Annotated in this window: 26 protein-coding genes; 17 read left to right on the forward strand and 9 right to left on the reverse strand. The window is 72.6% G+C overall.

The genetic code is table 11. The features are described from left to right. Positions 1 to 187: 187 nt before the first annotated feature. The 5 genes from AAFN69_RS04325 to AAFN69_RS04345 all read left to right on the forward strand — a co-directional run bounded on the left by AAFN69_RS04325 (position 188) and on the right by AAFN69_RS04345 (position 6,131). Positions 188 to 1,129, forward strand: coding sequence for a sugar ABC transporter permease (locus AAFN69_RS04325; RefSeq protein WP_347726913.1), 942 nt, complete (start codon positions 188 to 190; stop codon positions 1,127 to 1,129). Next, the gene (locus tag AAFN69_RS04330; protein ID WP_347726914.1) at positions 1,126 to 2,037 is read left to right on the forward strand and encodes a carbohydrate ABC transporter permease; all 912 of its coding nucleotides are present in this window, start codon (positions 1,126 to 1,128) and stop codon (positions 2,035 to 2,037) included. Before AAFN69_RS04325 ends, AAFN69_RS04330 begins: the two co-directional genes overlap by 4 nt. Positions 2,038 to 2,385: 348 nt before the next feature. Further along, a complete protein-coding gene (locus AAFN69_RS04335) occupies positions 2,386 to 3,999 on the forward strand; it encodes a glycoside hydrolase family 13 protein (RefSeq protein WP_347726915.1) in 1,614 nt (537 codons plus the stop codon). A gap of 1 nt (position 4,000) precedes the next feature. Then, positions 4,001 to 5,104, forward strand: a complete 1,104-nt coding sequence (locus tag AAFN69_RS04340) for a LacI family DNA-binding transcriptional regulator (RefSeq protein WP_347726916.1) — start codon at positions 4,001 to 4,003, stop codon at positions 5,102 to 5,104. Between the two features lie 118 nt (positions 5,105 to 5,222). Next, a complete protein-coding gene (locus tag AAFN69_RS04345; protein ID WP_347726917.1) occupies positions 5,223 to 6,131 on the forward strand; it encodes a phosphatase PAP2 family protein in 909 nt (302 codons plus the stop codon). 17 nt (positions 6,132 to 6,148) lie between these two features. On the opposite strand, the gene AAFN69_RS04350 is transcribed toward AAFN69_RS04345, so the two are convergent. Both AAFN69_RS04350 and AAFN69_RS04355 read right to left on the reverse strand, forming a co-directional pair. Continuing rightward, positions 6,149 to 6,394 (reverse strand): hypothetical protein, encoded by a 246-nt coding sequence (locus AAFN69_RS04350; RefSeq protein ID WP_347726918.1) that lies wholly within the window; start codon positions 6,392 to 6,394, stop codon positions 6,149 to 6,151. Continuing rightward, entirely contained in the window at positions 6,378 to 6,641 is a 264-nt protein-coding gene (locus AAFN69_RS04355; RefSeq protein WP_347726919.1) for a DUF6400 family protein, read from the reverse strand. The genes AAFN69_RS04350 and AAFN69_RS04355 overlap by 17 nt, the downstream gene beginning before the upstream one ends. A gap of 246 nt (positions 6,642 to 6,887) precedes the next feature. On the opposite strand from AAFN69_RS04355, the gene AAFN69_RS04360 reads away from it, so the two are divergent. Next, positions 6,888 to 7,076 (forward strand): hypothetical protein, encoded by a 189-nt coding sequence (locus AAFN69_RS04360; protein ID WP_347726920.1) that lies wholly within the window; start codon positions 6,888 to 6,890, stop codon positions 7,074 to 7,076. A 184-nt stretch (positions 7,077 to 7,260) separates the two neighbouring features. Here the strand turns inward: AAFN69_RS04360 and AAFN69_RS04365 are convergent, their stop codons facing one another. After that, the gene (locus tag AAFN69_RS04365) at positions 7,261 to 8,829 is read right to left on the reverse strand and encodes an amidohydrolase (RefSeq protein ID WP_347726921.1); all 1,569 of its coding nucleotides are present in this window, start codon (positions 8,827 to 8,829) and stop codon (positions 7,261 to 7,263) included. Between the two features lie 123 nt (positions 8,830 to 8,952). On the opposite strand from AAFN69_RS04365, the gene AAFN69_RS04370 reads away from it, so the two are divergent. Next, positions 8,953 to 9,573 carry a TetR/AcrR family transcriptional regulator C-terminal domain-containing protein gene (locus AAFN69_RS04370; RefSeq protein ID WP_347726922.1) on the forward strand — a complete coding sequence of 207 codons (621 nt, stop codon included), beginning with the start codon at positions 8,953 to 8,955 and terminating at the stop codon, positions 9,571 to 9,573. Then, a complete protein-coding gene (locus tag AAFN69_RS04375) occupies positions 9,570 to 9,782 on the forward strand; it encodes a hypothetical protein (protein WP_347726923.1) in 213 nt (70 codons plus the stop codon). The genes AAFN69_RS04370 and AAFN69_RS04375 overlap by 4 nt, the downstream gene beginning before the upstream one ends. A gap of 13 nt (positions 9,783 to 9,795) precedes the next feature. Here the strand turns inward: AAFN69_RS04375 and AAFN69_RS04380 are convergent, their stop codons facing one another. Further along, the gene (locus tag AAFN69_RS04380) at positions 9,796 to 12,822 is read right to left on the reverse strand and encodes a bifunctional [glutamine synthetase] adenylyltransferase/[glutamine synthetase]-adenylyl-L-tyrosine phosphorylase (protein WP_347726924.1); all 3,027 of its coding nucleotides are present in this window, start codon (positions 12,820 to 12,822) and stop codon (positions 9,796 to 9,798) included. A 288-nt stretch (positions 12,823 to 13,110) separates the two neighbouring features. Here AAFN69_RS04380 and AAFN69_RS04385 point away from each other — a divergent pair, with 288 nt between their 5' ends. Together AAFN69_RS04385 and AAFN69_RS04390 are read left to right on the forward strand one after the other, a co-directional pair. Next, positions 13,111 to 13,626, forward strand: coding sequence for a pyridoxamine 5'-phosphate oxidase family protein (locus AAFN69_RS04385; RefSeq protein ID WP_347726925.1), 516 nt, complete (start codon positions 13,111 to 13,113; stop codon positions 13,624 to 13,626). 106 nt (positions 13,627 to 13,732) lie between these two features. Continuing rightward, positions 13,733 to 14,164 (forward strand): VOC family protein, encoded by a 432-nt coding sequence (locus tag AAFN69_RS04390; protein WP_347726926.1) that lies wholly within the window; start codon positions 13,733 to 13,735, stop codon positions 14,162 to 14,164. A 155-nt stretch (positions 14,165 to 14,319) separates the two neighbouring features. Here the strand turns inward: AAFN69_RS04390 and AAFN69_RS04395 are convergent, their stop codons facing one another. Further along, a complete protein-coding gene (locus tag AAFN69_RS04395) occupies positions 14,320 to 14,517 on the reverse strand; it encodes an antitoxin (protein WP_347726927.1) in 198 nt (65 codons plus the stop codon). 107 nt (positions 14,518 to 14,624) lie between these two features. Continuing rightward, positions 14,625 to 15,986: a glutamine synthetase family protein gene (locus tag AAFN69_RS04400; RefSeq protein ID WP_347726928.1), complete on the reverse strand. Its 1,362-nt coding sequence runs from the start codon at positions 15,984 to 15,986 to the stop codon at positions 14,625 to 14,627. A gap of 413 nt (positions 15,987 to 16,399) precedes the next feature. Here AAFN69_RS04400 and AAFN69_RS04405 point away from each other — a divergent pair, with 413 nt between their 5' ends. The 3 genes from AAFN69_RS04405 (at position 16,400) to AAFN69_RS04415 (ending at position 18,141) form a co-directional block, all read left to right on the forward strand. After that, positions 16,400 to 16,729 carry a hypothetical protein gene (locus AAFN69_RS04405; RefSeq protein ID WP_347726929.1) on the forward strand — a complete coding sequence of 110 codons (330 nt, stop codon included), beginning with the start codon at positions 16,400 to 16,402 and terminating at the stop codon, positions 16,727 to 16,729. A gap of 108 nt (positions 16,730 to 16,837) precedes the next feature. Beyond that, positions 16,838 to 17,479 carry a DUF3105 domain-containing protein gene (locus AAFN69_RS04410; protein ID WP_347726930.1) on the forward strand — a complete coding sequence of 214 codons (642 nt, stop codon included), beginning with the start codon at positions 16,838 to 16,840 and terminating at the stop codon, positions 17,477 to 17,479. Positions 17,480 to 17,484: 5 nt separating this feature from the next. Next, positions 17,485 to 18,141 (forward strand): DUF305 domain-containing protein, encoded by a 657-nt coding sequence (locus AAFN69_RS04415; protein WP_347726931.1) that lies wholly within the window; start codon positions 17,485 to 17,487, stop codon positions 18,139 to 18,141. Positions 18,142 to 18,165: 24 nt separating this feature from the next. Here AAFN69_RS04415 and AAFN69_RS04420 read toward each other — a convergent pair whose 3' ends face one another. Then, positions 18,166 to 18,666: a DUF5990 family protein gene (locus AAFN69_RS04420; protein WP_347726932.1), complete on the reverse strand. Its 501-nt coding sequence runs from the start codon at positions 18,664 to 18,666 to the stop codon at positions 18,166 to 18,168. 160 nt (positions 18,667 to 18,826) lie between these two features. On the opposite strand from AAFN69_RS04420, the gene AAFN69_RS04425 reads away from it, so the two are divergent. Then, positions 18,827 to 19,246 carry a CBS domain-containing protein gene (locus AAFN69_RS04425; RefSeq protein WP_347726933.1) on the forward strand — a complete coding sequence of 140 codons (420 nt, stop codon included), beginning with the start codon at positions 18,827 to 18,829 and terminating at the stop codon, positions 19,244 to 19,246. Here the strand turns inward: AAFN69_RS04425 and AAFN69_RS04430 are convergent. Both AAFN69_RS04430 and AAFN69_RS04435 read right to left on the reverse strand, forming a co-directional pair. Then, complete coding sequence (locus tag AAFN69_RS04430; protein ID WP_347726934.1) at positions 19,231 to 20,124, reverse strand: alpha/beta hydrolase; 894 nt, start codon at positions 20,122 to 20,124, stop codon at positions 19,231 to 19,233. The two genes, AAFN69_RS04425 and AAFN69_RS04430, sit on opposite strands and share 16 nt — an antisense overlap. Beyond that, on the reverse strand, positions 20,124 to 20,831 hold the full coding sequence (locus AAFN69_RS04435) for a DUF998 domain-containing protein (protein WP_347726935.1): 708 nt from the start codon (positions 20,829 to 20,831) through the stop codon (positions 20,124 to 20,126). Before AAFN69_RS04435 ends, AAFN69_RS04430 begins: the two co-directional genes overlap by 1 nt. Before the next feature lie 88 nt (positions 20,832 to 20,919). Here AAFN69_RS04435 and AAFN69_RS04440 point away from each other — a divergent pair, with 88 nt between their 5' ends. The 3 genes from AAFN69_RS04440 to AAFN69_RS04450 all read left to right on the forward strand — a co-directional run bounded on the left by AAFN69_RS04440 (position 20,920) and on the right by AAFN69_RS04450 (position 25,544). Further along, the gene (locus tag AAFN69_RS04440) at positions 20,920 to 21,750 is read left to right on the forward strand and encodes a hypothetical protein (RefSeq protein WP_347726936.1); all 831 of its coding nucleotides are present in this window, start codon (positions 20,920 to 20,922) and stop codon (positions 21,748 to 21,750) included. 186 nt (positions 21,751 to 21,936) lie between these two features. Further along, positions 21,937 to 23,559, forward strand: coding sequence for a multicopper oxidase family protein (locus tag AAFN69_RS04445; RefSeq protein WP_347726937.1), 1,623 nt, complete (start codon positions 21,937 to 21,939; stop codon positions 23,557 to 23,559). 230 nt (positions 23,560 to 23,789) lie between these two features. Further along, a complete protein-coding gene (locus AAFN69_RS04450; RefSeq protein ID WP_347726938.1) occupies positions 23,790 to 25,544 on the forward strand; it encodes an NAD+ synthase in 1,755 nt (584 codons plus the stop codon). Positions 25,545 to 25,597: the final 53 nt, after the last annotated feature.

Genomic DNA, 25,597 nt, shown 5'->3' on the forward strand with positions numbered 1-25,597 from the left:
CCCGTGCCGCCGGTCCGGCCGGCCAGGGAATCCACCCCGTGTCCCACCGGATTCGGCGCGCCCGGCCGGCCGGCCCCGTACTCCCCGTGCGCACGCCATCCGCTCGCACCGCCCGCCGGCACCGCGCACTCACACCGCGCACTCACACCGCCCGCTCACACCGCCTTCAGCGCCGAACCGGAGAAAGATGAGCACCCTCATAGTCAGGACCGGAAGGTCCTTCGCCACCCACTGGTACGCGTGGGCCATGGTCCTGCCCGTGGTGATCGTCCTCGGTGTGCTCGTCGGCTATCCGCTGGGCCGGGGCGTCTATCTCTCCTTCACCGACGCCAATGAGGTCAACCTCGGCCGCACGATCGGCGATTTCACGGTCCCGTCGACCTATGAATTCATCGCTTTCGACAATTACTGGAACATCCTCTCCGGCAAGGAGGGGTCCTTCTATCCCCGGCTCGGCTGGACCGTCGCCTGGACCGCGAGCTGCGTCGTACTCCACTACACCCTCGGCCTCGGCCTCGCGATGCTGCTCAACCGCCCCATGCGCGGGCGCTCGCTCTACCGGGTGCTGCTCATCCTGCCCTGGGCCGTGCCGGCGTTCATCGCCGCGTTCGCCTGGAAGCTCATGTACAACTCCAACAACGGTGTACTGAACACCCTGCTGGGGAAAATCGGTGTCGCGCCCGTCGACTGGCTCGGCGACCCCTTCATCCAGAAACTCTCCGTCATCGCGGTGAACACCTGGATCGGTGTGCCGTTCATGATGGTCGCGATACTCGGCGGCCTTCAGTCCATACCCCGGGAACTCCACGAGGCCGCCGAGATCGACGGCGCCACGCCCTGGCAGCGCTTCCGCGATGTCACCCTGCCCGGGCTGCGGCCGGTCAGCTCCACCATCATCCTGCTCGGCGTCATCTGGACCTTCAACATGTTCCCGATCATCTATCTGGTGATCGGCCAGGCGGGCGGAACCGAGAGCGAGATCCTGGTGACCTATGCCTACCGGCTCGCCTTCCAGGGCATCCGCGACTACGCCGGCTCGGCCGCGTACGGCATGGTCATCCTCTCCCTGCTCCTGGTCTTCTCCGTCTTCCACCGAGGGATGCTCAAGCGCCGGGAGGCCGCCAAGTGAGCAGCACAGCACAGCAGCGGACCACCGGGGCCGTCACCACGCCGCCGGCCGGCCGCAGGACCGCCGCGAAACCGGTACGGACCCGGGGCACCCGCTCCAGGGGTGCCTCCGCCGCCCTGCACACCACCCTGATCGCGGCGAGCGTGATCGCGCTCTTCCCGATCCTCTTCATCGTGCTGGTCTCGCTGCGGGGCAAGGACGGCTGGACCCACCCACTGGAGATGGAGGGCTTCACCCTCTCCAACTACACCCATGTGCTCGGCGACACCGAGTTCGCGACCTGGTTCCTGAACTCGGTCGTCATCGCCGCCGGCACCATGCTGGTGGGGGTGCTGATCTCGGCCAGCGCCGGCTACGCGGTCTCCAGAATGCGGTTCCCCGGCCACAAGTCCCTGATGTGGACCTTCCTGCTCTGCCAGATGTTCCCGGTGGCCGTGCTGATCGTGCCGCTCCACAACATCCTCGGCGCGCTGGGGCTGCTGGACAGCCACGGCGGCCTGATCATCACCTACTGCTCGGTGTCGGTGCCGTTCTGCGCCTGGATGCTCAAGGGGTACTTCGACACCATCCCGGTCGAGATCGACGAGTCCGGGCGGGTGGACGGGCTCACTCCGTTCGGCACCTTCTGGCGGCTGATCCTGCCGCTGGCCCGGCCGGGGCTCGCGGTCACCGGGTTCTACACCTTCCTGACCGCGTGGGGCGAGGTGGCGTTCGCGACCCAGTTCATGAACAGCGAGAGCAAGTACACGCTCGCCGTGGGCATTCAGACCTTCGTCGGACCGCACCGGGCCGAGTGGGGTCTGCTGACCGCCTCCGCGGTACTGATCATGATCCCCGCCGGGCTGCTCTTCCTCTTCGCCCAGAGACATCTGGTGGCGGGGCTCACGGCGGGCGGCACCAAGGGGTGACGGCGGTGCGGCACACCGGTGACCCCGCGCCGCACGCACGGCCCGGGGTCACTCTCCCGACTCCGGCCCCGGTCACCCTCCCGGCTCCGGTACGGGGCCGCGCCACCCAGCCCCCGCCATGGCCCCGTACCGGCACATCCGCACCGCCCGCCCCGCTCCGCCCCACCGGCGCCACCGGCCCCGGGCCGCCGCGCCGGCCGCCGGGTCCGGGACCGATCGCCGTATCCGGGACCGCCCGCCGCGCGTTGACCATGCGCATACCAGGGGAATAACCCCCATACATACCCACCCATAGGAAAACCGCATACCCGTATGACCATGTATTTGATGACTTACAAGGGAACGCACATGACCCAGAAGCTCGCTCCCACCCTCGGTGACCAGTCCGCCGCCCGGACGGCGGGCTGGTGGCGGGACGCCGTCATCTACCAGGTGTATGTGCGCTCCTTCGCCGACAGCGACGGCGACGGCGTCGGCGATCTGCGCGGCGTACGGGGCCGGCTGCCCCATCTCGCGGAGCTGGGGGTGGACGCCGTCTGGCTCACCCCGTTCTACTCCTCCCCGCAGGCCGACGGCGGCTACGACGTCGCCGACTACCGGACCGTGGACCCGCTCTTCGGCGACCTCGCCGACGCCGACGACCTGCTGCGCGAGGCCCACCGCCTGGGCCTGCGGGTGATCGTGGACATCGTCCCCAACCACACCTCCGACCAGCACGCCTGGTTCCGGGCCGCGCTGGCCGGCGGGCCGGAGCGGGAGCTGTACCACTTCTGTCCGGGCCGGGGCCGGCACGGCGAGCTGCCGCCCAACGACTGGGAGTCCGTCTTCGGCGGCCCCGCGTGGACCCGCACCGGCGCCGGAGACTGGTATCTGCATCTCTTCGCCCCCGAGCAGCCCGACCTCAACTGGGAGCACCCCCGGGTCCGCGAGGAGTTCGAGTCGATCCTGCGGTTCTGGCTCGACCTCGGGGTCGACGGCTTCCGGATCGATGTCGCCCACGGCATGATCAAGGCGGCGGGGCTGCCGGACATCGGGCTGAGCGAGCAGGCGAAGCTGATCGGCGCGCAGGTGCTGCCCTTCTTCGACCAGGACGGTGTCCATGAGATCCACCGCGCCTGGCGCGAGCTGCTGGACTCCTACGAGGGCGACCGCATCGGCGTCGCGGAGGCGTGGGCCCCGTCCGCCGAGCGCCTCGCGCTCTATGTCCGGCCCGACGAGCTGCACCAGGCGTTCAACTTCCAGTTCCTGACCTGCGACTGGGACGCGGCGGCGATGCGCGCGGTCATCGACGAGTCGCTGTCGGCGACCGCGTCCGTGGGCGCGCCCACCACCTGGGTCCTCTCCAACCACGACGTGGTCCGCCACACCACCCGCTACGGCGGCGGCCCGGCCGGTCTGCGCCGGGCCCGCGCGGCGGCCCTGCTCACCCTCGCCCTGCCCGGCTCGGCCTATGTCTACCAGGGGGAGGAGCTGGGTCTCCCGGAGGTGACGGAACTCCCCGACGCGGCGCGCCGGGACCCGGCGTTCTTCCGGGGCGACGGCCAGGACGGCATGCGGGACGGCTGCCGGGTGCCGATCCCGTGGTCGGGCACGAGTGCGCCGTACGGCTTCGGCCCCGGCACCGGCCCGGCCGGCAGCTGGCTCCCGCAGCCCGCCGGCTGGGGGGAGCTGTCGGTGGCGGCACAGAGCGGAATTCAGGACTCCACGCTGGAGCTCTACCGTTCGGCGATCGCGCTCCGCCGCGAGCTGCCGGGGCTCGGCGACGGCACGATGGAGTGGTTCGACGCCCCGGCGGGGGTGCTCGCCTTCCGGCGCACCGGCCTGGTCTGCACGCTCAACACCCTCACGGCACCGGTCGCGCTGCCCGCCCCGGGGCGCCCGCTGCTCTCCTCCGCGCCCCTGGAGCTCGACGGCGACACCGTCCGTGTCCCGGGTGAGACATGCGTCTGGTGGGCAGTCTGAGATGGGGCAGGTACAGTCCAACGCTGTGACCGCACCCGCACGACTGGCAGACATAGCGGCCCAGGCGGGTGTCAGCGAAGCGACCGTGAGCCGGGTCCTCAACGGAAAGCCCGGCGTCGCCGCGACAACCCGCCAGGCCGTCCTCGCCGCCCTGGACGTCCTCGGCTACGAACGCCCGGTCCGGCTGCGCCGCCGCAGCGCCGGACTGGTCGGGCTGATCACCCCGGAGCTGGAGAACCCGATCTTCCCGGCCCTGGCCCAGGTGATCGGCCAGGCCCTGACCCGCCAGGGCTACACCCCCGTCCTGGCCACCCAGTCCCCCGGCGGCTCGACCGAGGACGAGCTCACCGAGATGCTGGTCGACCGGGGCGTCTCGGGCATCATCTTCGTCTCCGGGCTGCACGCCGACACCACGGCGGACATGGAGCGCTATGAACAGCTGCGGGCACAGGGAGTTCCGTTCGTCCTGGTCGACGGATACTCCCCCAAGGTCCGCGCGCCCTTCATCTCCCCCGACGACCGGGCGGCGATGAAGCTGGCCGTGACGCATCTGGTCTCGCTCGGCCACACCCGTATCGGGCTGGCACTGGGCCCGCGGCGCTTCGTGCCGGTGCTGCGGAAGATCGAGGGTTTCACGGCGGTGGTCCGCGATCAGCTGGGCCTGCCGGACGAGGTGATCGCGACGGAACTGATCCAGCACTCCCTGTACACCCTGGAGGGCGGCCAGGCCGCGGCCTCCGCGCTGCTGGACCGGGGCTGCACCGCGGTGGTCTGCGCCAGCGACATGATGGCCCTGGGCGCGATACGGGCGGCGCGGCAGCGCGGTCTGGAGGTGCCGGACGATGTCTCGGTCGTCGGTTTCGACGACTCGCCGCTGATCGCGTTCACCGATCCGCCGCTGACCACCGTACGGAAGCCGGTCCCCGCGATGGGCCAGGCCGCGGTCCGGACCCTGCTGGAGGAGATCCAGAACAGCCCGTCCCCCGCGGGTCCCGGCGCGGGCACCGGGGGTCCGACTCCGACGCACGGCGAGTTCGTGTTCATGCCCGAGCTGGTCGTGCGCGGCTCCACGGCCTCCGGCCCCGGTGCGGCGCCCCGTTCGTGAGGCCGCGGGCGCCCGGTCCGGGGCCCGGCCGGGTCCTCCCTAAGATGGACCGGGTGCGGGCCGAACAAGACCGGGGGATGATCAGTGGGTGGACGTGCATCTGGCAAACTCTCGTCCCATGGGTGAAACGACCGTGAAGACCATGGAAAGCCAAACGGCCACCCCCTCACCCATGACGGACGAGGGCACCGCCGACCCGTCGCGGGCTCCCGAGGTTCCGAGGCAGCGGTCACGACTGGCCGGGTTCCGGGAGCTGCGCTCACCGCGCCGTCCCCGCATCTGGTTCGAGATTCTGCTGATCGCGGTCAGTTACTGGATCTACTCCCTGATCCGCAACGCGGTCCCGGAGCAGAAGACCCAGGCCCTGCGGAACGCGGACTGGATCTGGGACGTCGAGCGGTCCATGGGCCTGGCGTTCGAACACTCGGTGAACCACGCCGTGAATTCGGTGACCTGGCTCATCGTCTCGATGAACTACTACTACGCGACACTGCACTTCATCGTGACCATCGGTGTCCTGGTGTGGCTGTACCGCCGGCATCCGGGCCGTTACGCGGCGGCGCGGACCGTGCTCTTCGCGACCACGGCCGTGGCCCTGGTCGGCTACTACCTGTATCCGCTCGCACCGCCCCGGCTGATGAACGGCGTCGACTTCATCGACACGGTGAAGATCCACGAGACCTGGGGCTCGATGGCCTCGGGCGATCTGAAGAACATGTCGAACCAGTACGCGGCGATGCCGTCGATGCACATCGGCTGGTCGCTCTGGTGCGGCCTGATCATCTTCGCCGTGGCGAAGGCACCGTGGGCGAGGATCCTGGGCCTGCTCTACCCGACGGCGACACTGGTCGTGATCGTGGCGACGGCCAACCACTTCTGGCTGGACGCGGTGGGCGGGATCATCTGCCTCGGCTTCGGCTTCCTCGTCTCGTACGCCTGGTACCGGGCCCTGCCGCACCGGCTCCCGAAGATCCCGGTGCGCGAGGAGAAGCCGTCCCGGTGGCGCGGGCGGACGGCGCGGGCCTGAGGCCGGTCCCGTACGAATCAGGCGAAGCGCTCGCCGACGTCCCGGCGGGTGACCCCGGGGCGGGTGTCGAGCGACCAGGTGTGGGTGCAGCCGGGGCACTGGAGATGCACCACGGGCCCGTCGTTGGAGATCAGATAGCGCCAGTGCTCGCGGCAGGTGCGCCGGCCGGCGCAGACCTCGCAGGAGCGGGCGTCGTCACAGGCCGGGCAGGCGACCCAGGCGCGGCGGGCGATGTCCGCCTGGGGGTCAATGGGCAGCCGCACGGCCCGGCTCCTCTCCGGAGCGTCCCGGCAGCACCCCCGCGGCGACCAGCATGTCGTGGGTGCGCCGCTGCCCGGCGTCGAGGCCGGAGTACAGGAGCGCGTGCGCCTCGTCCTCGCCCCGGAGCACGGCGGCGGGATCCCATCCGTCCCCGAGCGCGGCGACCACCTCGGCCCGTCGCCGGACCTCGTGGGTGGTGAGGTCGACGTCGAAGGGTATGAGGTCGTTCTGCTCACTGCTCTGGTTCATGGGGAGGGCTCCGGTGGGGGGCGGAATCTCTCCAGCTGTACCAGAGCCCCGGTGTGACGAGGAAGGCTCACCCGAGTCGCGGCCGGCCCGGGTACGGGCCAGGGGCACGGGCCCGGCCCGGTGAACCGGGTCGGCGGGGACGGGCCGTTGCCGCCCCGGCCCCCGGCGGCCGGCCCGCGATCGGGCGGGGGCGGCTGTGACGGAGGTCATGGAGCCGCCCCCGCGGAGCGTGTCGCCTTCACCGGTGTGACGGTGGTGGAGGCGAGCTTCTCGTACCACTGCGCGGGTACGGGCGCGGGTGCGGCGGCACCGGTGTACGGCTCGGTCGTCACCTGGCACAAGAAGGTGAAGGGGTCGCTGGAATGCGGACATGAGCCGAGGAGCCGTTACGGGCGGGAGGCTTACGAGACGGTCTGCGGCGGCAGGGCGCCGTAGCGGCCCCTTGGACTCCCCGAGGGCGCGGGAGCCCCGGAACGGGCCTCCATGCCGGGGAACGGGACGGCGGAAGTCCGAAGGCCGCGGATGCTCGCGGAGCATCACCCGGGGTCCGGACGCGGCGGCTCGCGGAAACCCGCGCCCGCGCGGCGGGCTCGCCGCCGTGACCGGGCCGGCCCCGCGATCAGGCCCGGAAAACCACCCGCCCCGCCACCACCGTCAGCCGGACCGGGGTCTCGGCGATCTCGTCCGCGGGGGTGGTGACCGGGTCCAGGTCCACCGCCGTCAGGTCGGCGCGGAAGCCGGGGGCGATGCGGCCGGCGATCGGCTCCTCGCCCGCCGCCAGGGCCGCGTGGCTGGTCAGGCCCTCCAGGGCCATCAGGCCCGTCAGGCCGGTGCCCGACGCGGCGCCGCGCGGGGTGCGGGCCGTGGCGAGGATCCGGCGGGCGTCGAAGTGGGCGATGGGCCAGTCGGAGCCGAGGGCCAGGACCGCTCCGGCGTCGCGGAGGTCGCGGCAGCGCCAGGCCCTGGAGGCGCGCTCGCCGCCCAGCCGCCGTGACCACTCGTCGGTGTGGTCCTCGCGGGTGTACTCGGCGTGCGGGGGCTGCATCGAGGCGGCGACCCCGAGCGCGGCGAAGCGGCCGAGCTGGTCGTCGGGGACGGTCTCGATGTGCTCGACGCGGTGGCGGGGGCCGGCCGGGCCGAGGGCGGCGGCGGTGTCCAGGACATGGCGTACGGCGGCGTCGCCGATGGCGTGGGTGGCGGTCGGGACGCCGGCGGTGTGGAGCCGGCGCACGGCCGCGCCGTAGGCGTCCGGGTCGGGCCAGAACGCCTCCCGGCCCTGGCCGTGGCAGTCGGGGCGGTCCAGCCAGGCGGTGCCGCCCTCGACCGTGCCGTCCATGAAGAACTTGACCCCGCCGATCCGCCAGTCCCGGCCCGAGACGCCCTGGAGGGCGATCAGTTCGTCCAGGTCGGCCGGGCTCGCGCCGGGCATGCACCAGGGGGCGAGCCGGAGGCGGAGCGGGAGGTCGCGTTCCCGCTCGAAGGCGGCGAGGAGGGCCGGTGCGTCGCCGGCGAGGTCCATCACATGGGCGCCGGTCAGGCCGGTGGCGGCCATCGCGGTGAGGAGTCCGGCGAGGCGGGCGCCGCGTTCGGCCCGCGGGAGGGCGGGGAGGACCGGGGTGAGGAGGTCCATGGCGGCGTGCTCGATCAGATGCCCGGTGGGGCGGCCCTCCGCGTCGCAGACCACGGAGGCGCGCTGGGCGAACTCGCGCGGTCCGGTGATGCCCGCGAGCTTCAGCGCGGTCTCGCTCACCAGGGCCGAGTGGCCGTCGTAGAGGCGGAGACACACGGGGGCGCCGGCGGCGGCGTCCGCGATGAGGCGGTGGTGGAGCGGCCGGCCCCCGAAGGCGTTGTGGTCGAGGCCGTGGCCCAGGATCCAGCCGCCGGTCCGCTCGGCGGCGCGGAGTGCGGCGCGCAGCTCCTCGAGCGTGGTGACGTGGGAGAGGTCGGTTCCGGTGGCCAGTTCCAGGCCCCAGACGGGGTGGCTGTGGGCGTCGGTCCAGCCGGGGGTGAGCGTGGCTCCGGCGAGGTCGACGGTCTCGGTGGCGGGGCCGCGCCACTCGCGTGCGTCCGCCGGGTCGCCGACGGCGGCGATCAGGCCGTCGCGGATGGCGACGGCGCCGGCGAGCGGCCGGGCGGGGTCCAGGGTGCGGACCCGGGCGCCGGTCAGGATGAGGTCGGCTTCGGACACGGTTCGCTCCGGTTCTTCTGCTGGGCGCGGCCGGGGCCGGCCGCGTAAACCTAAAGTGTTTCGGTTCGGGCAATGTAGCCTCCGGCCAAGGCATCGGGGAAGAGTCATCGGGAGATCGCGGACATGGGACGGCCACGCACACCCCTCATCGACCGGGAGCGGATCACCACCGCCGCCCTGGAGCTCATCGACGAGACGGGCGATTTCGGCATGGTGCGCGTCGCCCGCAGGCTGGGGGTCCAGACCGGCTCGCTCTACCACCATGTGCAGGGCCGGGACGGGGTCATCGAGCTGGTGCGGGCCCGGCTGGCGTCCGCGATTCGGACGGAGATGTTCGCCGAGCTGCCCTGGGACGAGGCGATGGCGGCGTGGGCGCGTTCCTACCGGGCCGCGTTCGCCGCGCATCCCCGGGTGATTCCGCTGGTGATGATCTCCCCGGTGCGCTCCCCCCTGGTGCTGGCCCAGTACGAGCAGGCCGTCCGCTCCCTGCTGGAGTCCGGGTTCGCGATGAACGACGTGATGAAGGTGATCATCGCGATGGACAACCTGGTCATGGGCTCGGCGCTCGATCTGGCCGCGCCGGACACCATGTGGGAGCCGGCCGACCACACCAGCACTCCGCTGCTGGCGCAGGCCCTGGCGGTGGAGCCGGAGGGGCGGGGGGACGCGGCGTTCGAGCTGGCGCTGGACGCCTGTCTGACCCGGTTCCGGACGATGGCGGGGGACGGCGGAACGGCGGCATGACGGGGCGGACGGGGGCGGGGCGCCACGAGCTCCGGCGGGACGGGGACGGCGATCTCACCCTCCGCGCCGAGGGCCCCCGGGGACACTCGGCCCGCGAGCCGCTCCCCGGGGACGCGCGGCTGGTGGCGGCCTTCGAGGCGGATTCCCGGGAGTCGGCGATGGCCGAGCACCACCGCCGGCCGGGCCGGCGCCCCTGCCGCCCGCTGTGACCGGACCCTCCCCTCACGCCCCGTAGAAGAGCGTCTCCACCACCGCGCGCGCCCGGCGGGTGATCCGGCGGTAGTCGTCCAGCATGACCCCGACATGACCCGCCTCGTACCCCAGGTAGCGGCCCACCGCCGCCAGTTCGCGGCCGTCGGACGGGAAGGTGTCGCCCGCCCGGCCGCGTACCAGCATCACTCCGTTGCGGACCCGGGTCGCCAGGACCCATGCCTCGTCGAGGATCTGGGCGTCCTCCGTGGAGATCAGGCCGGCGCCGTGGGCGGCGGCGAGGGCGGTGCGGGTGCGGGTGGTGCGCAGGCCGGGTTCGGACCAGGCGTGGCGCATCTGGAGGAGCTGGACCGTCCATTCGACATCGCTCAGCCCGCCCCGGCCCAGCTTGGTGTGGAGCGTGGGGTCCGCGCCGCGCGGCATCCGCTCCGACTCCATCCGCGCCTTCAGCCTGCGGATCTCGCGCACGGCGTCCTCGCCGAGACCCTCGGCGGGGTAGCGCAGCGGGTCGATCAGCTCGATGAAACGGGCGCCGAGCTCGGGATCCCCCGCCATCGGCTCGGCGCGCAGCAGCGCCTGTGACTCCCACACCAGCGACCAGCGGCGGTAGTACGCCCGGTAGGAGGCGAGGGTGCGGATCAGCGGGCCGCTCTTGCCCTCCGGGCGGAGGTCGGCGTCGATGAGGAGCGGCGGATCGGCGGTGGGGAGCTGGAGGAGCCGGCGCATCTCGGCGACGACGGTGATCGCGGCCTTCGTCGCCTCCTGGTCGTCCTCGCCCTCGCGCGGCTCGTGGACGAAGAGGACATCGGCGTCGGAGCCGTAACCGAGCTCGTGTCCGCCGAAGCGGCCCATCCCGATGACGGCGAAACGGGTGGGGAGTTCATCGCCCCACTGGCCGCGCACGGCGGCCCGCAGCGCGCCCGCGATGGTGGCCGCGTTGAGATCGGTGACGGCGTTGCCGACCCGGTCGACCAGGGCGCCCGGGTCGGCCTCGGCGGGGCTTTCCTCGGTGCCGTAGGAGCCGATGATGTCGGCGGCGGCGGTGCGGAACAGCTCCCGGCGGCGTACGCCCCTGGCCGCGGCGACTCCGGCCTCGGCGCTCTCCGCGCGGCCGACCGCCGCCAGTACCTCCGGCTCCAGATGACGGCGCAGACGCGGTTCGAGACCGCCCGGGTCGCCGAGGATGGCGACCGCCTCGGGGGCGCGCATCAGCAGGTCGGGGGCGAGCCGGCCGGCCGAGAGCACCCGGGCCAGATTCTCCGCAGCCGCGCCCTCGTCGCGGAGCAGCCGCAGATACCAGGGCGTCTTGCCGAGCGCGTCGGAGACCTTGCGGAAGCCGAGCAGACCGGCGTCGGGGTCGGCCGAGTCGGCGAACCAGCCGAGCAGCACCGGCAGCAGGGTGCGCTGGATGGCGGCCTTGCGCGAGACCCCGGAGGCGAGCGCTTCGAGGTGGCGCAGGGCGGCGATCGGGTCGGCGTAACCGAGGGCTTCGAGGCGCTGCCCGGCGGCGAGGGTGCTGAGGCGTTCCTCGCCGGGGGCGAGCTGGGCGACGGCGTCCAGCAGCGGCCGGTAGAAGAGCTTCTCGTGCAGCCGCCGGACCACGGAGGCGTGGCGCCGCCACTCGCGGTGGAGTTCGCCGATCGGGTCGGTGCGCAGCCCGAGCGAGCGGCCGAGGCGGCGCAGATCGGCGTCGTCCTCGGGGACGAGATGGGTGCGGCGGAGGCGGTGGAGCTGGATGCGGTGTTCCATGGCGCGCAGGAACCGGTACGCGTCGTCGAGCTGGGCCGCGTCGACCCGGCCGACGTATCCCCCGGCGGCGAGCGCCTGAAGGGCCTCCAGGGTGGAGCCGCTGCGCAGGGCGGGGTCGGTGCGGCCGTGCACGAGCTGGAGGAGCTGGACGGCGAATTCGACGTCGCGCAGCCCGCCGGGGCCGAGTTTCAGTTCGCGTTCGACCTCGGCGGCCGGGATGTTGTCGATGACCCGGCGGCGCATCTTCTGGACGTCGGCGACGAAGTTGTCGCGCTCGGCGGCCTGCCAGACCATGGGCGAGACGGCGTCGATGTAGTCGGCGCCCAGCGACAGGTCACCGGCCACCGCGCGCGCCTTGAGCAGCGCCTGGAACTCCCATGTCTTCGCCCAGCGCTGGTAGTACGCCAGATGGCTGGAGAGGGTGCGGACGAGGGGGCCGTTGCGGCCCTCGGGGCGGAGGTTGGCGTCCACCGGCCAGATGGAGCCCTCGACGGTGGTCTCGGAGCAGATGCGCATGAGGTGGGAGGCGAGCCGGGTGGCGGCCTGGATCGCGGCGTTCTCGTCCACCGCGCCCGGCTCTCCCGGGGCGGCGCCCCCGCCGGGGCCGCCGGCCGGTTCGGCGACGAAGACGACATCGACGTCGGAGACGTAGTTGAGTTCGTGGCCGCCGCACTTGCCGAGGGCGATGACGGCGAGGCGGCAGCGGGCGGCGTCCTCGGGGGCGGCCGTCCGGGCGATGGCGAGTGCGGCGCGCAGGGTCGCGGTGGCCAGGTCGGCGAGTTCGGCGGCGGTCTGGGCGACATCGGTCGTGCCGCAGACGTCGCGGGCCGCGATGGAGAGCAGACACCGCCGGTAGGCCACCCGGAGGGAGATCGGGTCGTCGGCGTCCGCGAGGCACTGCTCGAATTCGGCCACACCGGGATGGAGGTCCGCAGCCTCGTAGGTGACGAGTGCCTGCCAGTCGGAGGGGTGCCGGGCGAGATGGTCGCCGAGGGCGGCGGACGCGCCGAGCACCCCGAGCAGCCGGTCGCGCAGGGGCTTGGCGGTGATCAGGGTGTCCAGCAGCACCCGGCGCTCGGACTCCTCTTGGGCCTCCGCCAGCCGGACCAGGCTCTGGAGCGCGAGATCGGGGTCGGCACCGCCGCCGAGGGCTTCGAGCAGGACGGAGTCGTCGCGCACCGATGCCATCACGGGCAGGTCCAGCAGCCGCTCGGCGACACCGGGGTCGGTGAAGCCGTGCCGCAGCAGCCTGGTGAAGGTGCTGCTTCTGCGTCCCGGCACCGCCGTCATTCCGCCGTCCCCTCGTCCCGTCGAACACGCCCGACCTGCGATCAAGCCCTAGGAGATCGAGACTAGCCGCAGGGGCTCGAAGCGCACCCATGCCAGGGGTGCGCGACCGATGAGTACCGGCCTCCGGAATCGTCATTACCGGGAGAAGGAGTACACGCGTGTGGTACCGGTGTAGCGCGCCTCGGACACCGTACGGGCGGGCCGGCCGGCCCGGCCGCGCGGCGGGATGTCCGAGCCGCGGCTCCGGGGCCGACGCCCCGGAGTACCGAGCCCCGAGAGGACCAGAAGATGGCAGGCAGTACCCCGAGGACCGAGCTGGACAAGCGCTACAGCGAGGAGGAGGCCGCCGCGACCTCCTGGGAGCAGGCGGTGGAGCGGCTGTCGGCCGCCGAGCTCTTCTGGCTGTCGTCGGTGCGCCCGGACGGACGCCCGCACGTCACCCCGGTGGTGGCGGTCTGGCATGAGGACGGGCTGCACTTCTGTACCGGGCCCGGCGAGCGCAAGGAGCTCAATCTCCGGGGGAACCGCGAGGTGGTCCTGACCACCGGTTCCAACACCCTGCGCGAGGGGTGGGACCTGGTGGTCGAGGGCGAGGCGGTGCCGCTGACGGACGAGGACCGGCTGGGTGCCCTGTCCGCCGCGTATGTCGCCAAGTACGGGGAGGACTGGAAGTACGAGGTCCGCGACGGGGCCTTCTTCGGCGACGGCCAGCGGGCGCTGGTCTTCCGGGTGGAGCCGCGCACGGCCTTCGGCTTCACCAAGCAGCCGTACGGACAGACCCGCTGGCGGTTCACCCGCACGTGATCGCCGCGCGGGCGGGCGCGCGTGCCCCGCGCACGAACACGGGAAGCGCGCGCCCCCCGGGCCGCGACGGGCCGCCGGCGAGAAGCGAGAAACGAGGAGTCGCACGATGGACATGACCCTGGAAGTGGTGACCGTGCCGGCCACCGATCTCGACCGTTCGAAGGCGTTCTACGCGGAGGGCTGCGGCTTCCATGTCGATCTGGACCAGCAGGTGGCCCCGGGCATCCGGGTGATCCAGCTGACTCCGCCGGGCTCCCGCTGCTCGATCTCGCTGGTCAGCGGCTTCCCCGACCAGCCGGGAAGGCCCGCCGCGGCCCCCGGCACCCTGCGCGGGCTCCAGCTCTGTGTCACCGACCTCGCGGCGGCGCGCGCGGCGCTGGTGGAGCGGTCGGTGGAGGTGAGCCCCATCCGGCATGTGGGCGAGCGGGGCTGGGCGGACGGGCCCGGCGGCACCTGGAACTCCTTCGTCTTCTTCGACGACCCGGACGGAAACGGCTGGACGATCCAGGAGGCCCCGGCACCGCTCTCGGAGCGCTGAGCCCCGGCTGTCGCGAGCCCCGGGCGCATGCGGCGCACGGAGCCCCCGGCATCCGTGCGCCGAATGCCGGGGGCGGCGGGCCGGGGGCCCGTACCGCCGCCCCGCCCGCCGGTCGGGGGGGCAGGGCGCGGCCGGTGCTCCGGTGTGCGGGACGGTCAGGCGGCGGGCGGCGGCGGCTTGTCCCGGCCGCCCGTGCCGAACTGATCCTTGAGCCTGTCCTGGCCGGTGTCGACCTGACGGCTGTACTTGCCCTGAGTCTTCGCGTCGACCGCGTCGCCCGCCTTGTCGACACCCTTGTCGACCTGGGACTCATGGCCCTTCAGCATGTTCTTCAGCTTGTCCAGCACGGACATGAGGTCATCCCTTCACCGCTTTCCCCCGCCCTTCCAGGGTCTCCGCACACCCCCGGGTCCGCATCCCGGCGGCCCCGCGCGGCCCCGGTGCGGGGAGCGGCGGCGGCTCAGAGCACCGGCAGGTTCTTCCGCAGCTCGAAGGCGGTGACCTCGCTGCGGTACTCCTCCCACTCCTGCTTCTTGTTGCGCAGGAAGAAGTCGAAGACATGCTCACCGAGGGTCTCCGCGACCAGCTCGCTCCGCTCCATCAGGGAGATCGCCTCGCCCAGATTCTGCGGGAGGGGCTCGATGCCCATCGCGCGGCGTTCCGCGTCGGAGAGCGCCCAGACGTCGTCGTCCGCGCCCGCCGGGAGTTCGTACCCCTCCTCGATGCCCTTGAGGCCCGCCGCCAGCAGCACCGCGTAGCTCAGATAGGGGTTGGCGCCCGAGTCGATGGAACGGACCTCGACCCGGGAGGAGCCGGTCTTGCCGGGCTTGTACATCGGGACCCGGATCAGGGCGGAGCGGTTGTTGTGGCCCCAGCAGATGTACGAGGGGGCCTCGCCGCCGGCGCCCGCGCTGCGGGCCGAGCCGCCCCAGATGCGCTTGTAGGAATTGACCCACTGGTTGGTGACGGCGGAGATCTCGGCCGCGTGCCGGAGCAGGCCGGCGATGAAGGAGCGGCCGACCTTGGAGAGCTGGTACTCGGCGCCCGATTCGTAGAAGGCGTTGCGGTCGCCCTCGAAGAGGGAGAGATGGGTGTGCATGCCCGAGCCGGGGTACTCGCTGAACGGCTTCGGCATGAATGTGGCCTGAACCCCCTGCTCCAGCGCCACCTGCTTCATGACCAGACGGAAGGTCATGATGTTGTCGGCGGTGGAGAGGGCGTCGGCGTACCGCAGATCGATCTCCTGCTGGCCGGGCGCGCCCTCGTGGTGGCTGAACTCGACCGAGATTCCCATCGATTCGAGCATGGTGATCGCCTGGCGGCGGAAGTCCATGCCGACATTCTGCGGTGTGTGATCGAAGTATCCGGAATTGTCGGCCGGGACGGGGCGGGAACCGTCCAGCGGCTTGTCCTTCAGCAGGAAGAACTCGATCTCGGGGTGGGTGTAGAAGGTGAAGCCCAGGTCCGAGGTCTTGGCAAGGATCCGCTTCAGCACATATCGGGGGTCCGCGAAGGACGGCGAACCGTCCGGCATCAGGATGTCGCAGAACATGCGCGCCGTACCGGGAGCCTCCGCGCGCCAGGGAAGGATCTGGAAGGTGCCGGGGTCCGGTTTGGCGATCATGTCGGATTCGTAAACCCTGGCGAATCCCTCGATCGCCGAGCCGTCGAAGCCGATACCCTCGTCGAATGCCTGCTCAAGCTCGGCGGGGGCCACCGCGACCGACTTGAGGAAGCCGAGCACATCGGTGAACCACAGGCGCACGAAGCGGATGTCGCGCTCCTCGAGCGTACGGAGCACGAATTCCTGCTGCTTATCCATTTCCACCCAATCCTTGCTGGTCAAGCCGCCTGTACCCCTGAGCATCCCATCCATGGGTTTCAGGCGTATTGCGAACCCGGGCCGATCCCCATTGTGAGTCAGGGGTCACCGGGAGACGAGTCCGGTGCCGGTCGGACACGAGTGATCCGGCCGTGCCCGCGCCCCTTGTGAGATGTGGTTTCCGGACGGGTCCGGTGTGACGGTCGCACGTTATGAGGTGTGGTGATCGGCCTGTCCGGGATGTGGTGATCGCGCCGTACGGCGGGGCGGCGATCGCGCCGTACGACGGCCGGTGATCGCACGGTACGAGGGTGCGGTGATCGCACCGTATGAGGTGCTCGGCGGGCACGCTCGCTACGATCTGCGGCATGGGGGGTTCGCCGCTCGGACGGATACCGCGGATCACGCGTCCCATGGCACTGCTGAGTGCCGTGGCGACGCTGCTCGGCGCGCTCCTGATCTGTCTGAACCCGCCCTCCGAGCGCCACCACCGGCCGGGGATGACACTCTCCCCCGCCGCGCCGGTGATACCCGCGGTCTCCTGCCCGTACGAGAACGGTGCATGCGGGCTGCTGCCGGTCGTCGCCCCCGCGGTGCTCACCGGGCCGCCGCCGGAGGCCGCCGTCGACACGGCGGACGGACCGGTCCGCGCCGGCCGCGCGGTCGTCCCGCGGGCGCCGGAACACGGCCGGGAGCGGGCGCGGGCGCCCGATCTCCATGTCCTTCAGGTGCTGCGAATCTAGGGTCTTTCGTCTGGATGAGGCGCCGCTCTGTCATCCGCCCGGCCCCGGTGATCCGATCCACCGATCATCTTCTCTTGATCATCTCAATCGACGAAGGACAACACCATCATGGCTTCCCGCAAGAACAGCGACGACCGCCGTGCCCGTATAGAGGCCATGCGGCGTACGGAACTGGCCCGTGAGCGTCGCAACCGCATCATCACCATCGGCATCAGCGGGCTGGTGGTCGCCGGTCTCGTCGGCTTCGGCGTCTACGTCCTGGACAAGCAGAACAAGAAGGAGGAGACGGAGACCGCCGCCCGCAAGTCGCCGGTGCCCGGCGAGAAGACCTGGAAGAAGCTCAGCCAGACCCATGTCGACAAGGCCGTGAGCTACCCCATGACCCCGCCGGTCGGCGGTGACCACAACTCGCGATGGATGAACTGCAACGGGGACGTCTACAAGAAGGAGATCCCCAACGAGTACGCGGTGCACTCGCTGGAGCACGGCGCGGTCTGGGTGACGTACAACAGCAAGGCCGCCAAGGACGATCTGTCGACGCTGGAGAAGCGGGTCAAGAAGACTCCGTACTCGCTGATGAGCCCGGTCGAGAAGCAGGCCGGGGCGATCATGCTGAGCGCCTGGGGCAAGCAGCTGACGGTGGAGAAGGCGGACGACAAGCGCGTCGCGCAGTTCTTCACCAAGTACGTGCAGGGCGACCAGACCCCCGAGCCGGGTGCGGCATGCACCAATGGGCTGACGGGCGAGTGACGGGCATGACGCGTACGCACTGGGCGTCCGTCACCGCGGTCGTGCTGGCGCTGCTCTTCGCGGGTGCCGCGACGGTGGCTTCGGCGGGTGACGGTGAGCGGTCCGGGCCGGCGACCCCCTCGACCACCTCGGCGGAGGCCGGATTCGCCCGTGACATGTCCGTCCACCATCAGCAGGCGGTGGAGATGTCCTTCATCGTCCGCGACCGCACGAAGGACGAGGCGGTCCGGAGTCTGGCGTACGACATCGCCAACACCCAGGCCAATCAGCGCGGCATGATGCAGGGCTGGCTGGATCTGTGGGGCCTGCCCAAGGTCGAGGCGGACGCCGAGCCGATGGCCTGGATGGCCGGGGCGGCCGGCGACGGCCATGCGGGCCACTCCGCGGCGGAGGCCGGGGAGGGCGCGCTGATGCCGGGCATGGCGACCAAGGCGCAGCTGGAACGGCTGGGGAAGCTCAGCGGCAGGGCCGCGGAGATCGAGTACCTCCAGCTGATGATCGTGCACCACAACGGCGGTGTGGCGATGGCCCGGGGCTGTGTCGAGCTGTGCACCGTGGAGACCGAGCGCGATCTCGCCCGGGGCATGGTGACCGGCCAGCGCTCCGAGGTCGAGCTGATGGTCGGGATGCTGGCGAAGCGCGGGGCGCAGGTCCGCACCTGAGGCGCCCGGCGGGCGGGTGAGGCGTCAGCGGCCGGCCCGGGCCGCGGCGCCGCCTCCGCCCCCCTGCCCGTCCGCGTCCGCCCCGGAGAGCCGCCAGGTGATCCGGGGCGGACGGAGCGCCGCGCACAGGGGCAGGCCCTGCGGGTCGGTGAGACCGAGCGAGGTCTCGGCCACCCCGCCGGCCGCCGCCTCCGGGGGCAGATCGCCGAGGAGGAACTTCGCCCGGCGGAACATCCGGAAGCCGTCCGGTGCGGCCGGTCCCCCGCCCGGCGGCAGCTCGCCCCAGGTGAGATAGACGAATCGGGCGCCCCGGCGCCCCTGTACGTACGGCCCCCGGAAATCGGGGGTGCCGTCGGCGGCGGTGAAGGTCTCCACCGGGATCTCGAAGACCGCCTCGGCCGCGCCGGCGGAGACCAGCTGATCGGGCTCGCGGCCGCGCTGGGTGCCCACATGAACGCGGTGGTACTCGCCGCAGTCGGCGCCGGGCAGCTCCCGCCCCGTGATCCGCAGTGTCAGCCGTGCCATGCCCTCTCCCCTTCTCCGCGCGGTGGCGACCCCACCGCCGTCACCCGTTTGGCCTACAGCGGTCGCGTACCCCGAACGGCCCAATGACGATGGGGTGGCCCGGACACCGTCACCGGCCCGCGGGCCCGCGGGCTCACGGGCGCGAGGAGGCACGACGATCATGACCACCGCCAAGGACATCATGCACGCCGGGGCGCAGTGGATCCCCATGCACGAAACCCTCGACCGGGCCGCGCAGCTGATGCGCGAGCTCAATGTGGGCGCGCTGCCCATAGCCGACGCCGACGAACGGCTCTGCGGCATTCTCACCGACCGCGACATCGTGGTCGGCTGTGTGGCCATGGGCCACGACCCGGCGAAGATCACCGCTGGTGAAATGGCCAGGGGCACCCCGCGCTGGATCGAGGCGGGTTCGGATGTCTCCGACGTCCTCCAGGAGATGGAGGTGCACCAGATCCGGCGGCTCCCGGTGATCGAGGGCAAGCGGCTCGTCGGGATGATCAGCGAGGCGGATCTGGCGCGGCATCTCTCCGACGAACAGCTCGCGGGGTGGATGGAGAAGGTCTACGCGCGGGGCTGAGCGTCCGGCGCCGGGCCGGGCTGTGCGCACGGCCGGGGGCGGCCCGGCCGGGTCGCGCCTCCGTCGCCGTCGAGTACCGCCCGGGCCACCGCGTCCGGGCGGTCCAGCATCAGCAGATGCCCGGCGGGGGTGATCTCCCGGAAACGGGCGCCCAGCTCCATGGCCAGGCCGCGCTGGCGGGCCGTCCAGCGCCGTCCGCCGTCGGTGCCGGCCAGCACCGTCACCGGGATGTCCGGCAGCGGCGCGGTCTCCCGCAGGGCGAGGAGTTCGGCGGCGACGGCGCGGTAGTGGGCGTTCTCCCGAAGGGCGCCGCGCCAGACGCGCGAGGTGGTGTAACAGCGGCGCACGAGCTCGGCGGGGGCGGGATCGCCGCCGCCGGTGCGCGAGAGGCGGACCGCCGCGCGGCGGGCGAGCGGCCCGAGCGCGGCGGGTATCCCGAGCGCGCTCAGGGCGCCGCCGACTGCCCGCGCGGCGGCGGTGCGCAGGGCGGGCGCGGCCGGGGTGCGGGCGGTCTCCTCGATGCTGGAGTCGGCGAGCACGAGCGCGGCGGTGCGGCCGGGGTGGAGCCGGGCGTACGCCTCGGCGTGGAACCCGGCGATGGAGTGGCCGACCACGGTGGCGGGTCCGCCGAGCCCGAGCGCGTCGAGCACGGCGGCGATGCGGTGCGCCTCACCGGCGGCGGAGGGCGGTCCGGCGGCCGGGCCGCTGAGCCCGTGTCCCGGGCGGTCGAAGCGGACGACGGTGCGGTGCGGGGCGAGCAGCGGTACGACCGGGTCCCAGTCGAACCAGCTCAGGGCCAGGCCGGTGGTCAGCACGCAGACGGGCCCGCTGCCCTCGGCGACCACATGGTGGGGTACGCCCGCGATCCGTACGAACATCAGGGTGCCGCCTCTGGGTTTCGGCGCTCCCGCATCAGGGACAGTGCGAGTAGTCCCAGCCAGACTGCCACGAGCAGGACTTGAAGGCGCTGACCGGCGCCGAGCCCCCAGGTGCCCGCGCCGGACTGGAAGGCGGCGACGGAGGCCAGCGTCCAGACGGTGGCGGCGAGTTCGAGCGCGACGACCGCCGGTCCCCAGCGGGCGACCGGCGGCCACCACCGGTAGCGGCGGGCGGCGACGGTGAGCGCGACGAGGCCGGCGATCGCGCCGGTCATGGCGAGGGACGAACTGACCGCATGCGCGGTGTGGGTGGCCGGTACGAGCCCGGCGGCCTCCCGGGCTGCACAGGCGGGGTCGTCGGTGGGGGCGCAGCTCAGCGGCAGCCGGGAGTCGACGGCGGTGGCGGCGCCGAAGAAGGCGACACCGGCCCATCCGATGACGGCCCAGGGCCGGCGGGCGCCGTCCGGGCCGGCCGCCCGGCCCGCCCGGCCCGCCCGGACCGTGCGGACGAGGGCCCACAGCCCTGCGGCGAGGACCAGCAGCCCCGCGGTGAGGTCGGTGGCGCGGAAGAACCCGCCGAAGGGCTGGTCCTCGGCGGCGAGTTCACTGACATAGGACTGGGCGGGGTCGAGTCCGGTGGTGAGCACGGCTTCGAGGACCCAGGCCGTATAGGCGACTGCGCCGAGAGCCAGAAGGGCGGCGATCATCTCTCCATGATCTCCGACCGCCCGGGAAATCGGATCTCCCGCCCGGGACGGGCGCCTTCCACATACCCGGTAGGGGTATGATGCGACCATGGTGACGGGTCGGGCGGGGCGCGCGGGGCGGCTGATGCTGCTCGTCGCGCTGCTGTTCGGCATCGCCACGATGCACACGGTGGGGCACCCGGAGCCGGCGCATGCGACGCCCGGCGGCGCGACGTCGGCGGGGGCGGGGGCGCAGGCGTCGGTGGCGTCCGGTGCCGGACCGGCGGTTGGCGGCGCGGCCCGGGCGGTCGCCGCCGGGTACGGCGGGCCGGTGACAAGCCGGCCTCTGCCCGACGAGGCCGGCGCGGGCCGGACCGGGGCCACCGGGGCCGTCCCGCCCATGGCGGGGCACCACCGGCCGGCACCGGCCCCCGATCCGGCACCCGGCCAGGGCTCACCCGCCGCGGTCGGCGCCACCGGAACAAGCCACACGAACTCCCGCACCCACCCGGCCGGGAACATGGCGGCGATGCCGCGGAACACCATGGACCGCCGCGCCACCGCGCCGGTGCCCGGTGCCCCCGGAGCCGGGGAAGCGGCACAGCGGGCCGGGGGCGTGCCGCTCGCTCGCACGGTCACGGCCGGGCACGGCACGCATCGGGCCGTGATCGCACCGGAGGCCGCCGGGGCGCACACGGCCGCGTACCGCGCCGGGGAGGAGCGGTCCGGCGGACACGGACCCGGGATGAACTCCGCGCTTCTCTGCCTCGCCGTGCTCGGCGCCTCGGGGGCGCTCCTCCTGCTCGTCATCGGCCTCCGGACACGGCGCCGGGACGGCGGGCGCGCGCCGGCCGGTGCCGGGACCGGCCGGCGCGCGCCGTGGCCGGGGGCGCCACCGCCCCGCACCCTTCTCACCCGTCTGTCGGTGCTCCGGATCTAGGCCGTCTCTTACGGATCTTGCTGGGCTCGCGTGCCCTGGCACCGCGCTCCCCCTGGGCCTGGCGGCCCGGGTGGTGCCCCCACGCCGCGTTGTCGTCAATCACCAATGCTCCGCAGTGGCCGCCGATCCGTATGCCCTGCCCTGCACCATGCCCGACAGACATCACACCGAGAGGTGCGCTCAGCCATGCGTACACCGCGTACACCACACATCAACCGCCGCTCCGTGCTCGGAGCCTCGCTCGCCGCCGCCGGGGCCGGGGTCCTCGCCGCCTGCTCCGGATCCGGTTCCGGCCCGGGGTCCGGCGGTGAACACGCCGGGCACGGCGGGAACCGGAGCGCCGCCCCCGGGAGTTCCGGCGCACCGGGGAAGTTCGTCGCGCCGGACGGCGCGGAAGTGGCCGCCGCCGAGGCGAAGCGCGGCGGGGGGCCCGAGCGGAAGGTGCGGCTCACCGCCGCCGCGGGCGGCGTCGGGCTCGGCGCCGGGCGGACCGTCCGGACCTGGGCCTACGGCGACCGGCTGCCCGGGCCGGAGATCCGGGCCACCGCGGGCGAGACCCTGGCGCTCACCCTCGCCAACCATCTGCCCGCCACGACCTCCGTCCACTGGCACGGACTCGCCCTCCGCAATGACATGGACGGGGTGCCCGGACTCACCCAGCGGCCGGTGAAGGCCGGCGCCGACTTCACCTACCGGTTCGCGCTGGCCCACCCGGGGACGTACTGGTTCCATCCGCACTCCGGTGTCCAGCAGGACCGGGGCCTGTACGCGCCGCTGATCGTGGAGGACCCGAAGGAGCCGCTGGCGTACGACAGGGAGTGGGTCATCGTCCTGGACGACTGGGTCGACGGGGTCGGCGGCTCCACCCCGGACGCCGTGCTCGCCGAGCTCCGCCGGGGAATGTCCGGCGGCGGCGGGCACGAGGGGCACGGAACGACGGGCGGCGCCTCGGAGGAGGACGAAGGCGGCGGCCCGTCCCGGATGATGATGGGGGCCCGGAGCGAGCTGCTCGGCGGCGACGCCGGTGACGTGGCCTACCCGCACTATCTCGTCAACGGGCGCGTCCCGGACGATCCGTCCGTCCTCACCGCCCGGCCCGGCGATCGCATCCGGCTGCGGATCATCAACGCCGGGGGTGACACCGCCTTCCGGGTCGCACTCGGCGGGCACGAGCTGACCGTCACCCACTCCGACGGCTTCCCGGTGCGCCACGCCCGCACCGACGCCCTGCTGCTCGGCATGGGCGAGCGGTACGACGTGCTGGTGACGGCGGGCGACGGGGTCTTCCCCCTGACCGCCGCGGCCGAGGGCAAGAACGCCGCCGGGCTGGCCCTGCTGCGCACCGGCAAGGGCGCCGCGCCCGCCGCCTCCGTACGTCCGCGCGAGCTCTCCCGGCGGGTGCTGACCGCCGGCCGGCTGCGCGCCGACGCGTCCGTCGCCCTCCCGGCACGGGAGCCGGACCGGACGATCCGGATCGAGCTGACCGGCGGGATGGCGAAGTACGACTGGGCCTTCGACGGGAAGCCGTACGACGGGGGCGTGCGCCATGAGGTGCGGGCGGGTGAGCGCGTGCGGCTGGTCTTCGCCAACCCCACCGCGATGTGGCATCCGGTCCATCTGCACGGGCACACCTTCACGGTGGCCAACCGGGCGGGCGGGCCGCGCAAGGACACCGCGATCGTGCTGCCGAACGGCACCCTGACGGCCGACTTCGACGCGGACAACCCGGGGCTGTGGATGATCCACTGCCACAACATCTACCACGCCGAGGCCGGGATGATGACGGCGCTCGGCTACCGGAAGGGCTAGCGGGAGAAGGGCGTACGGGGCCAGGGTGCGGCGCCCGGCCCCGTGTCGCCCGCCCCGCGGACAGCACCTCGCCCCGTGTCGCCCGCCCCGCGGACAGCACCCCGCCCCGCCGAACCCGCGCCCCCACCCCATGCGCCCCGCGCGCACGCCCCGCGCGGACGCGCGCCCCGTGGGGCGGCACACACCTCCCACACCCCCATCGCGTCAGAAAGACGATTACACTGGGCGGCGTGCCTCAACTACGCCTCGCCCTGAATCAGATCGACTCGACCGTCGGCGATCTCGCCGGAAACGCGGAGTCGATCGTGCACTGGACCCGGCACTCCGCCGAGCAGGGGGCGCATCTCGTCGCCTTCCCGGAGATGGTGCTGACCGGCTACCCCGTGGAGGATCTGGCGCTGCGCTCCTCCTTCGTGGAGGCGTCCCGCGCCGCGCTCGCGGCCCTCGCCGTCCGCCTGGCCGACGAGGGCTTCGGCGAGCTGCCGGTCATCGTCGGCTATCTGGACCGCGCGGAGACCGGTGCCGCCAAGTACGGCCAGCCCGCCGGGGCGCCGCGCAATGCCGCCGCCGTGCTCCACCGGGGCGGGATCGCGCTGAAGTTCGCCAAGCACCATCTGCCGAACTACGGCGTCTTCGACGAATTCCGGTACTTCATGCCCGGCGACACCATGCCGGTGATCCGGGTGCGCGGTGTCGATGTGGCACTGGCGATCTGCGAGGACCTCTGGCAGGACGGCGGCCGGGTGCCCGCCACCCGGTCGGCCGGGGCCGGCCTGCTGATCTCGATCAACGCCTCCCCCTATGAGCAGGACAAGGACGACTCCCGGCTGGAGCTGGTGCGCAAACGCGCCCAGGAGGCCGGGTGCACCACCGCGTATCTGGCGATGATCGGCGGGCAGGACGAGCTGGTCTTCGACGGCGACTCGATCGTGGTGGACGCGGCGGGCGAGGTCATCGCCCGCGCCCCGCAGTTCTCCGAGGGCTGTGTCGTCCTCGATCTGGACCTCCCGGCCGCCGGCCCGGTCCCCGAGGGCATGGTGGACGACGGGCTGCGGATCGAGCATGCCGTCCTCTCCGCCGAGCCGGTTCCGGCGTACGAGGCCGAGCTGGCCGGGGGTTACGCGGAGCGGCTGGACGACGACGAGGAGGTGTACTCGGCGCTGGTCGTGGGCCTGCGCGCGTACGCGGCGAAGAACGGCTTCCGCTCGGTGCTCATCGGGCTCTCCGGCGGGATCGATTCGGCACTCGTCGCCGCCATCGCCTGTGACGCGGTGGGCGCGGCGAATGTGTACGGCGTCTCGATGCCGTCGAAGTACTCCTCCGACCACTCGAAGGGCGACGCGGCGGAGCTGGCCCGGCGCACCGGGCTCAACTACCGCACCGTGCCGATCGAGCCGATGTTCGACGCGTACATGGCGTCGCTGGGGCTGACCGGACTCGCCGAGGAGAACCTCCAGTCGCGGCTGCGCGGCACGACACTGATGGCCATCTCCAACCAGGAGGGGCACATCGTGCTGGCGCCGGGCAACAAGTCCGAGCTGGCGGTGGGGTACTCCACGCTCTACGGGGACTCCGTCGGCGCGTACGGTCCGATCAAGGACGTCTACAAGACGGCGGTCTTCCGGCTGGCGAGGTGGCGCAACCGCGCGGCCGAGGAGCGCGGCCAGGTGCCGCCGATCCCGGAGGCGTCGATCAGCAAGCCGCCGAGCGCGGAGCTGCGGCCGGGGCAGGTCGACACCGACTCGCTGCCGGACTACGGCGTACTGGACGGGATCCTCGCGCTGTATGTCGACCGCGACCGGGGCAAGGACGCGATCGTGGCGGCCGGCTTCGAGGAGGAGCTGGTGGCGCGGACGCTGCGGCTGGTGGACACGGCGGAGTACAAGCGGCGGCAGTACCCGCCGGGGACGAAGATCTCGGCGAAGGGCTTCGGGAAGGACCGGCGGCTGCCGATCACCAACCGGTGGCGGGAGTCGACGGGCTGACGCCCGCGCGGACGGGACGACGGGGCGGTGAGGGCGGGGATCCCTCACCGCCC

It is taken from the genome of Streptomyces sp. CAU 1734, from assembly GCF_039888735.1.
GTDB lineage: Bacteria > Actinomycetota > Actinomycetes > Streptomycetales > Streptomycetaceae > Streptomyces.

What these genes read in the sequence shown, in the direction of transcription:
- AAFN69_RS04410 (WP_347726930.1), top strand. Translation starts at nt 16,838, where the DNA reads ATGGCTTCCCGCAAGAACAGCGACGACCGCCGTGCCCGTATAGAGGCC.
- AAFN69_RS04395 (WP_347726927.1), bottom strand. Translation starts at nt 14,517, where the DNA reads ATGTCCGTGCTGGACAAGCTGAAGAACATGCTGAAGGGCCATGAGTCC.
- AAFN69_RS04415 (WP_347726931.1), top strand. Translation starts at nt 17,485, where the DNA reads ATGACGCGTACGCACTGGGCGTCCGTCACCGCGGTCGTGCTGGCGCTG.
- AAFN69_RS04340 (WP_347726916.1), top strand. Translation starts at nt 4,001, where the DNA reads ATGGGGCAGGTACAGTCCAACGCTGTGACCGCACCCGCACGACTGGCA.
- AAFN69_RS04370 (WP_347726922.1), top strand. Translation starts at nt 8,953, where the DNA reads ATGGGACGGCCACGCACACCCCTCATCGACCGGGAGCGGATCACCACC.
- AAFN69_RS04335 (WP_347726915.1), top strand. Translation starts at nt 2,386, where the DNA reads ATGACCCAGAAGCTCGCTCCCACCCTCGGTGACCAGTCCGCCGCCCGG.
- AAFN69_RS04420 (WP_347726932.1), bottom strand. Translation starts at nt 18,666, where the DNA reads ATGGCACGGCTGACACTGCGGATCACGGGGCGGGAGCTGCCCGGCGCC.
- AAFN69_RS04445 (WP_347726937.1), top strand. Translation starts at nt 21,937, where the DNA reads ATGCGTACACCGCGTACACCACACATCAACCGCCGCTCCGTGCTCGGA.
- AAFN69_RS04375 (WP_347726923.1), top strand. Translation starts at nt 9,570, where the DNA reads ATGACGGGGCGGACGGGGGCGGGGCGCCACGAGCTCCGGCGGGACGGG.
- AAFN69_RS04385 (WP_347726925.1), top strand. Translation starts at nt 13,111, where the DNA reads ATGGCAGGCAGTACCCCGAGGACCGAGCTGGACAAGCGCTACAGCGAG.
- AAFN69_RS04390 (WP_347726926.1), top strand. Translation starts at nt 13,733, where the DNA reads ATGGACATGACCCTGGAAGTGGTGACCGTGCCGGCCACCGATCTCGAC.
- AAFN69_RS04430 (WP_347726934.1), bottom strand. Translation starts at nt 20,124, where the DNA reads ATGTTCGTACGGATCGCGGGCGTACCCCACCATGTGGTCGCCGAGGGC.
- AAFN69_RS04425 (WP_347726933.1), top strand. Translation starts at nt 18,827, where the DNA reads ATGACCACCGCCAAGGACATCATGCACGCCGGGGCGCAGTGGATCCCC.
- AAFN69_RS04345 (WP_347726917.1), top strand. Translation starts at nt 5,223, where the DNA reads ATGGGTGAAACGACCGTGAAGACCATGGAAAGCCAAACGGCCACCCCC.
- AAFN69_RS04380 (WP_347726924.1), bottom strand. Translation starts at nt 12,822, where the DNA reads ATGACGGCGGTGCCGGGACGCAGAAGCAGCACCTTCACCAGGCTGCTG.
- AAFN69_RS04405 (WP_347726929.1), top strand. Translation starts at nt 16,400, where the DNA reads ATGGCACTGCTGAGTGCCGTGGCGACGCTGCTCGGCGCGCTCCTGATC.
- AAFN69_RS04355 (WP_347726919.1), bottom strand. Translation starts at nt 6,641, where the DNA reads ATGAACCAGAGCAGTGAGCAGAACGACCTCATACCCTTCGACGTCGAC.
- AAFN69_RS04400 (WP_347726928.1), bottom strand. Translation starts at nt 15,986, where the DNA reads ATGGATAAGCAGCAGGAATTCGTGCTCCGTACGCTCGAGGAGCGCGAC.
- AAFN69_RS04325 (WP_347726913.1), top strand. Translation starts at nt 188, where the DNA reads ATGAGCACCCTCATAGTCAGGACCGGAAGGTCCTTCGCCACCCACTGG.
- AAFN69_RS04440 (WP_347726936.1), top strand. Translation starts at nt 20,920, where the DNA reads ATGGTGACGGGTCGGGCGGGGCGCGCGGGGCGGCTGATGCTGCTCGTC.
- AAFN69_RS04435 (WP_347726935.1), bottom strand. Translation starts at nt 20,831, where the DNA reads ATGATCGCCGCCCTTCTGGCTCTCGGCGCAGTCGCCTATACGGCCTGG.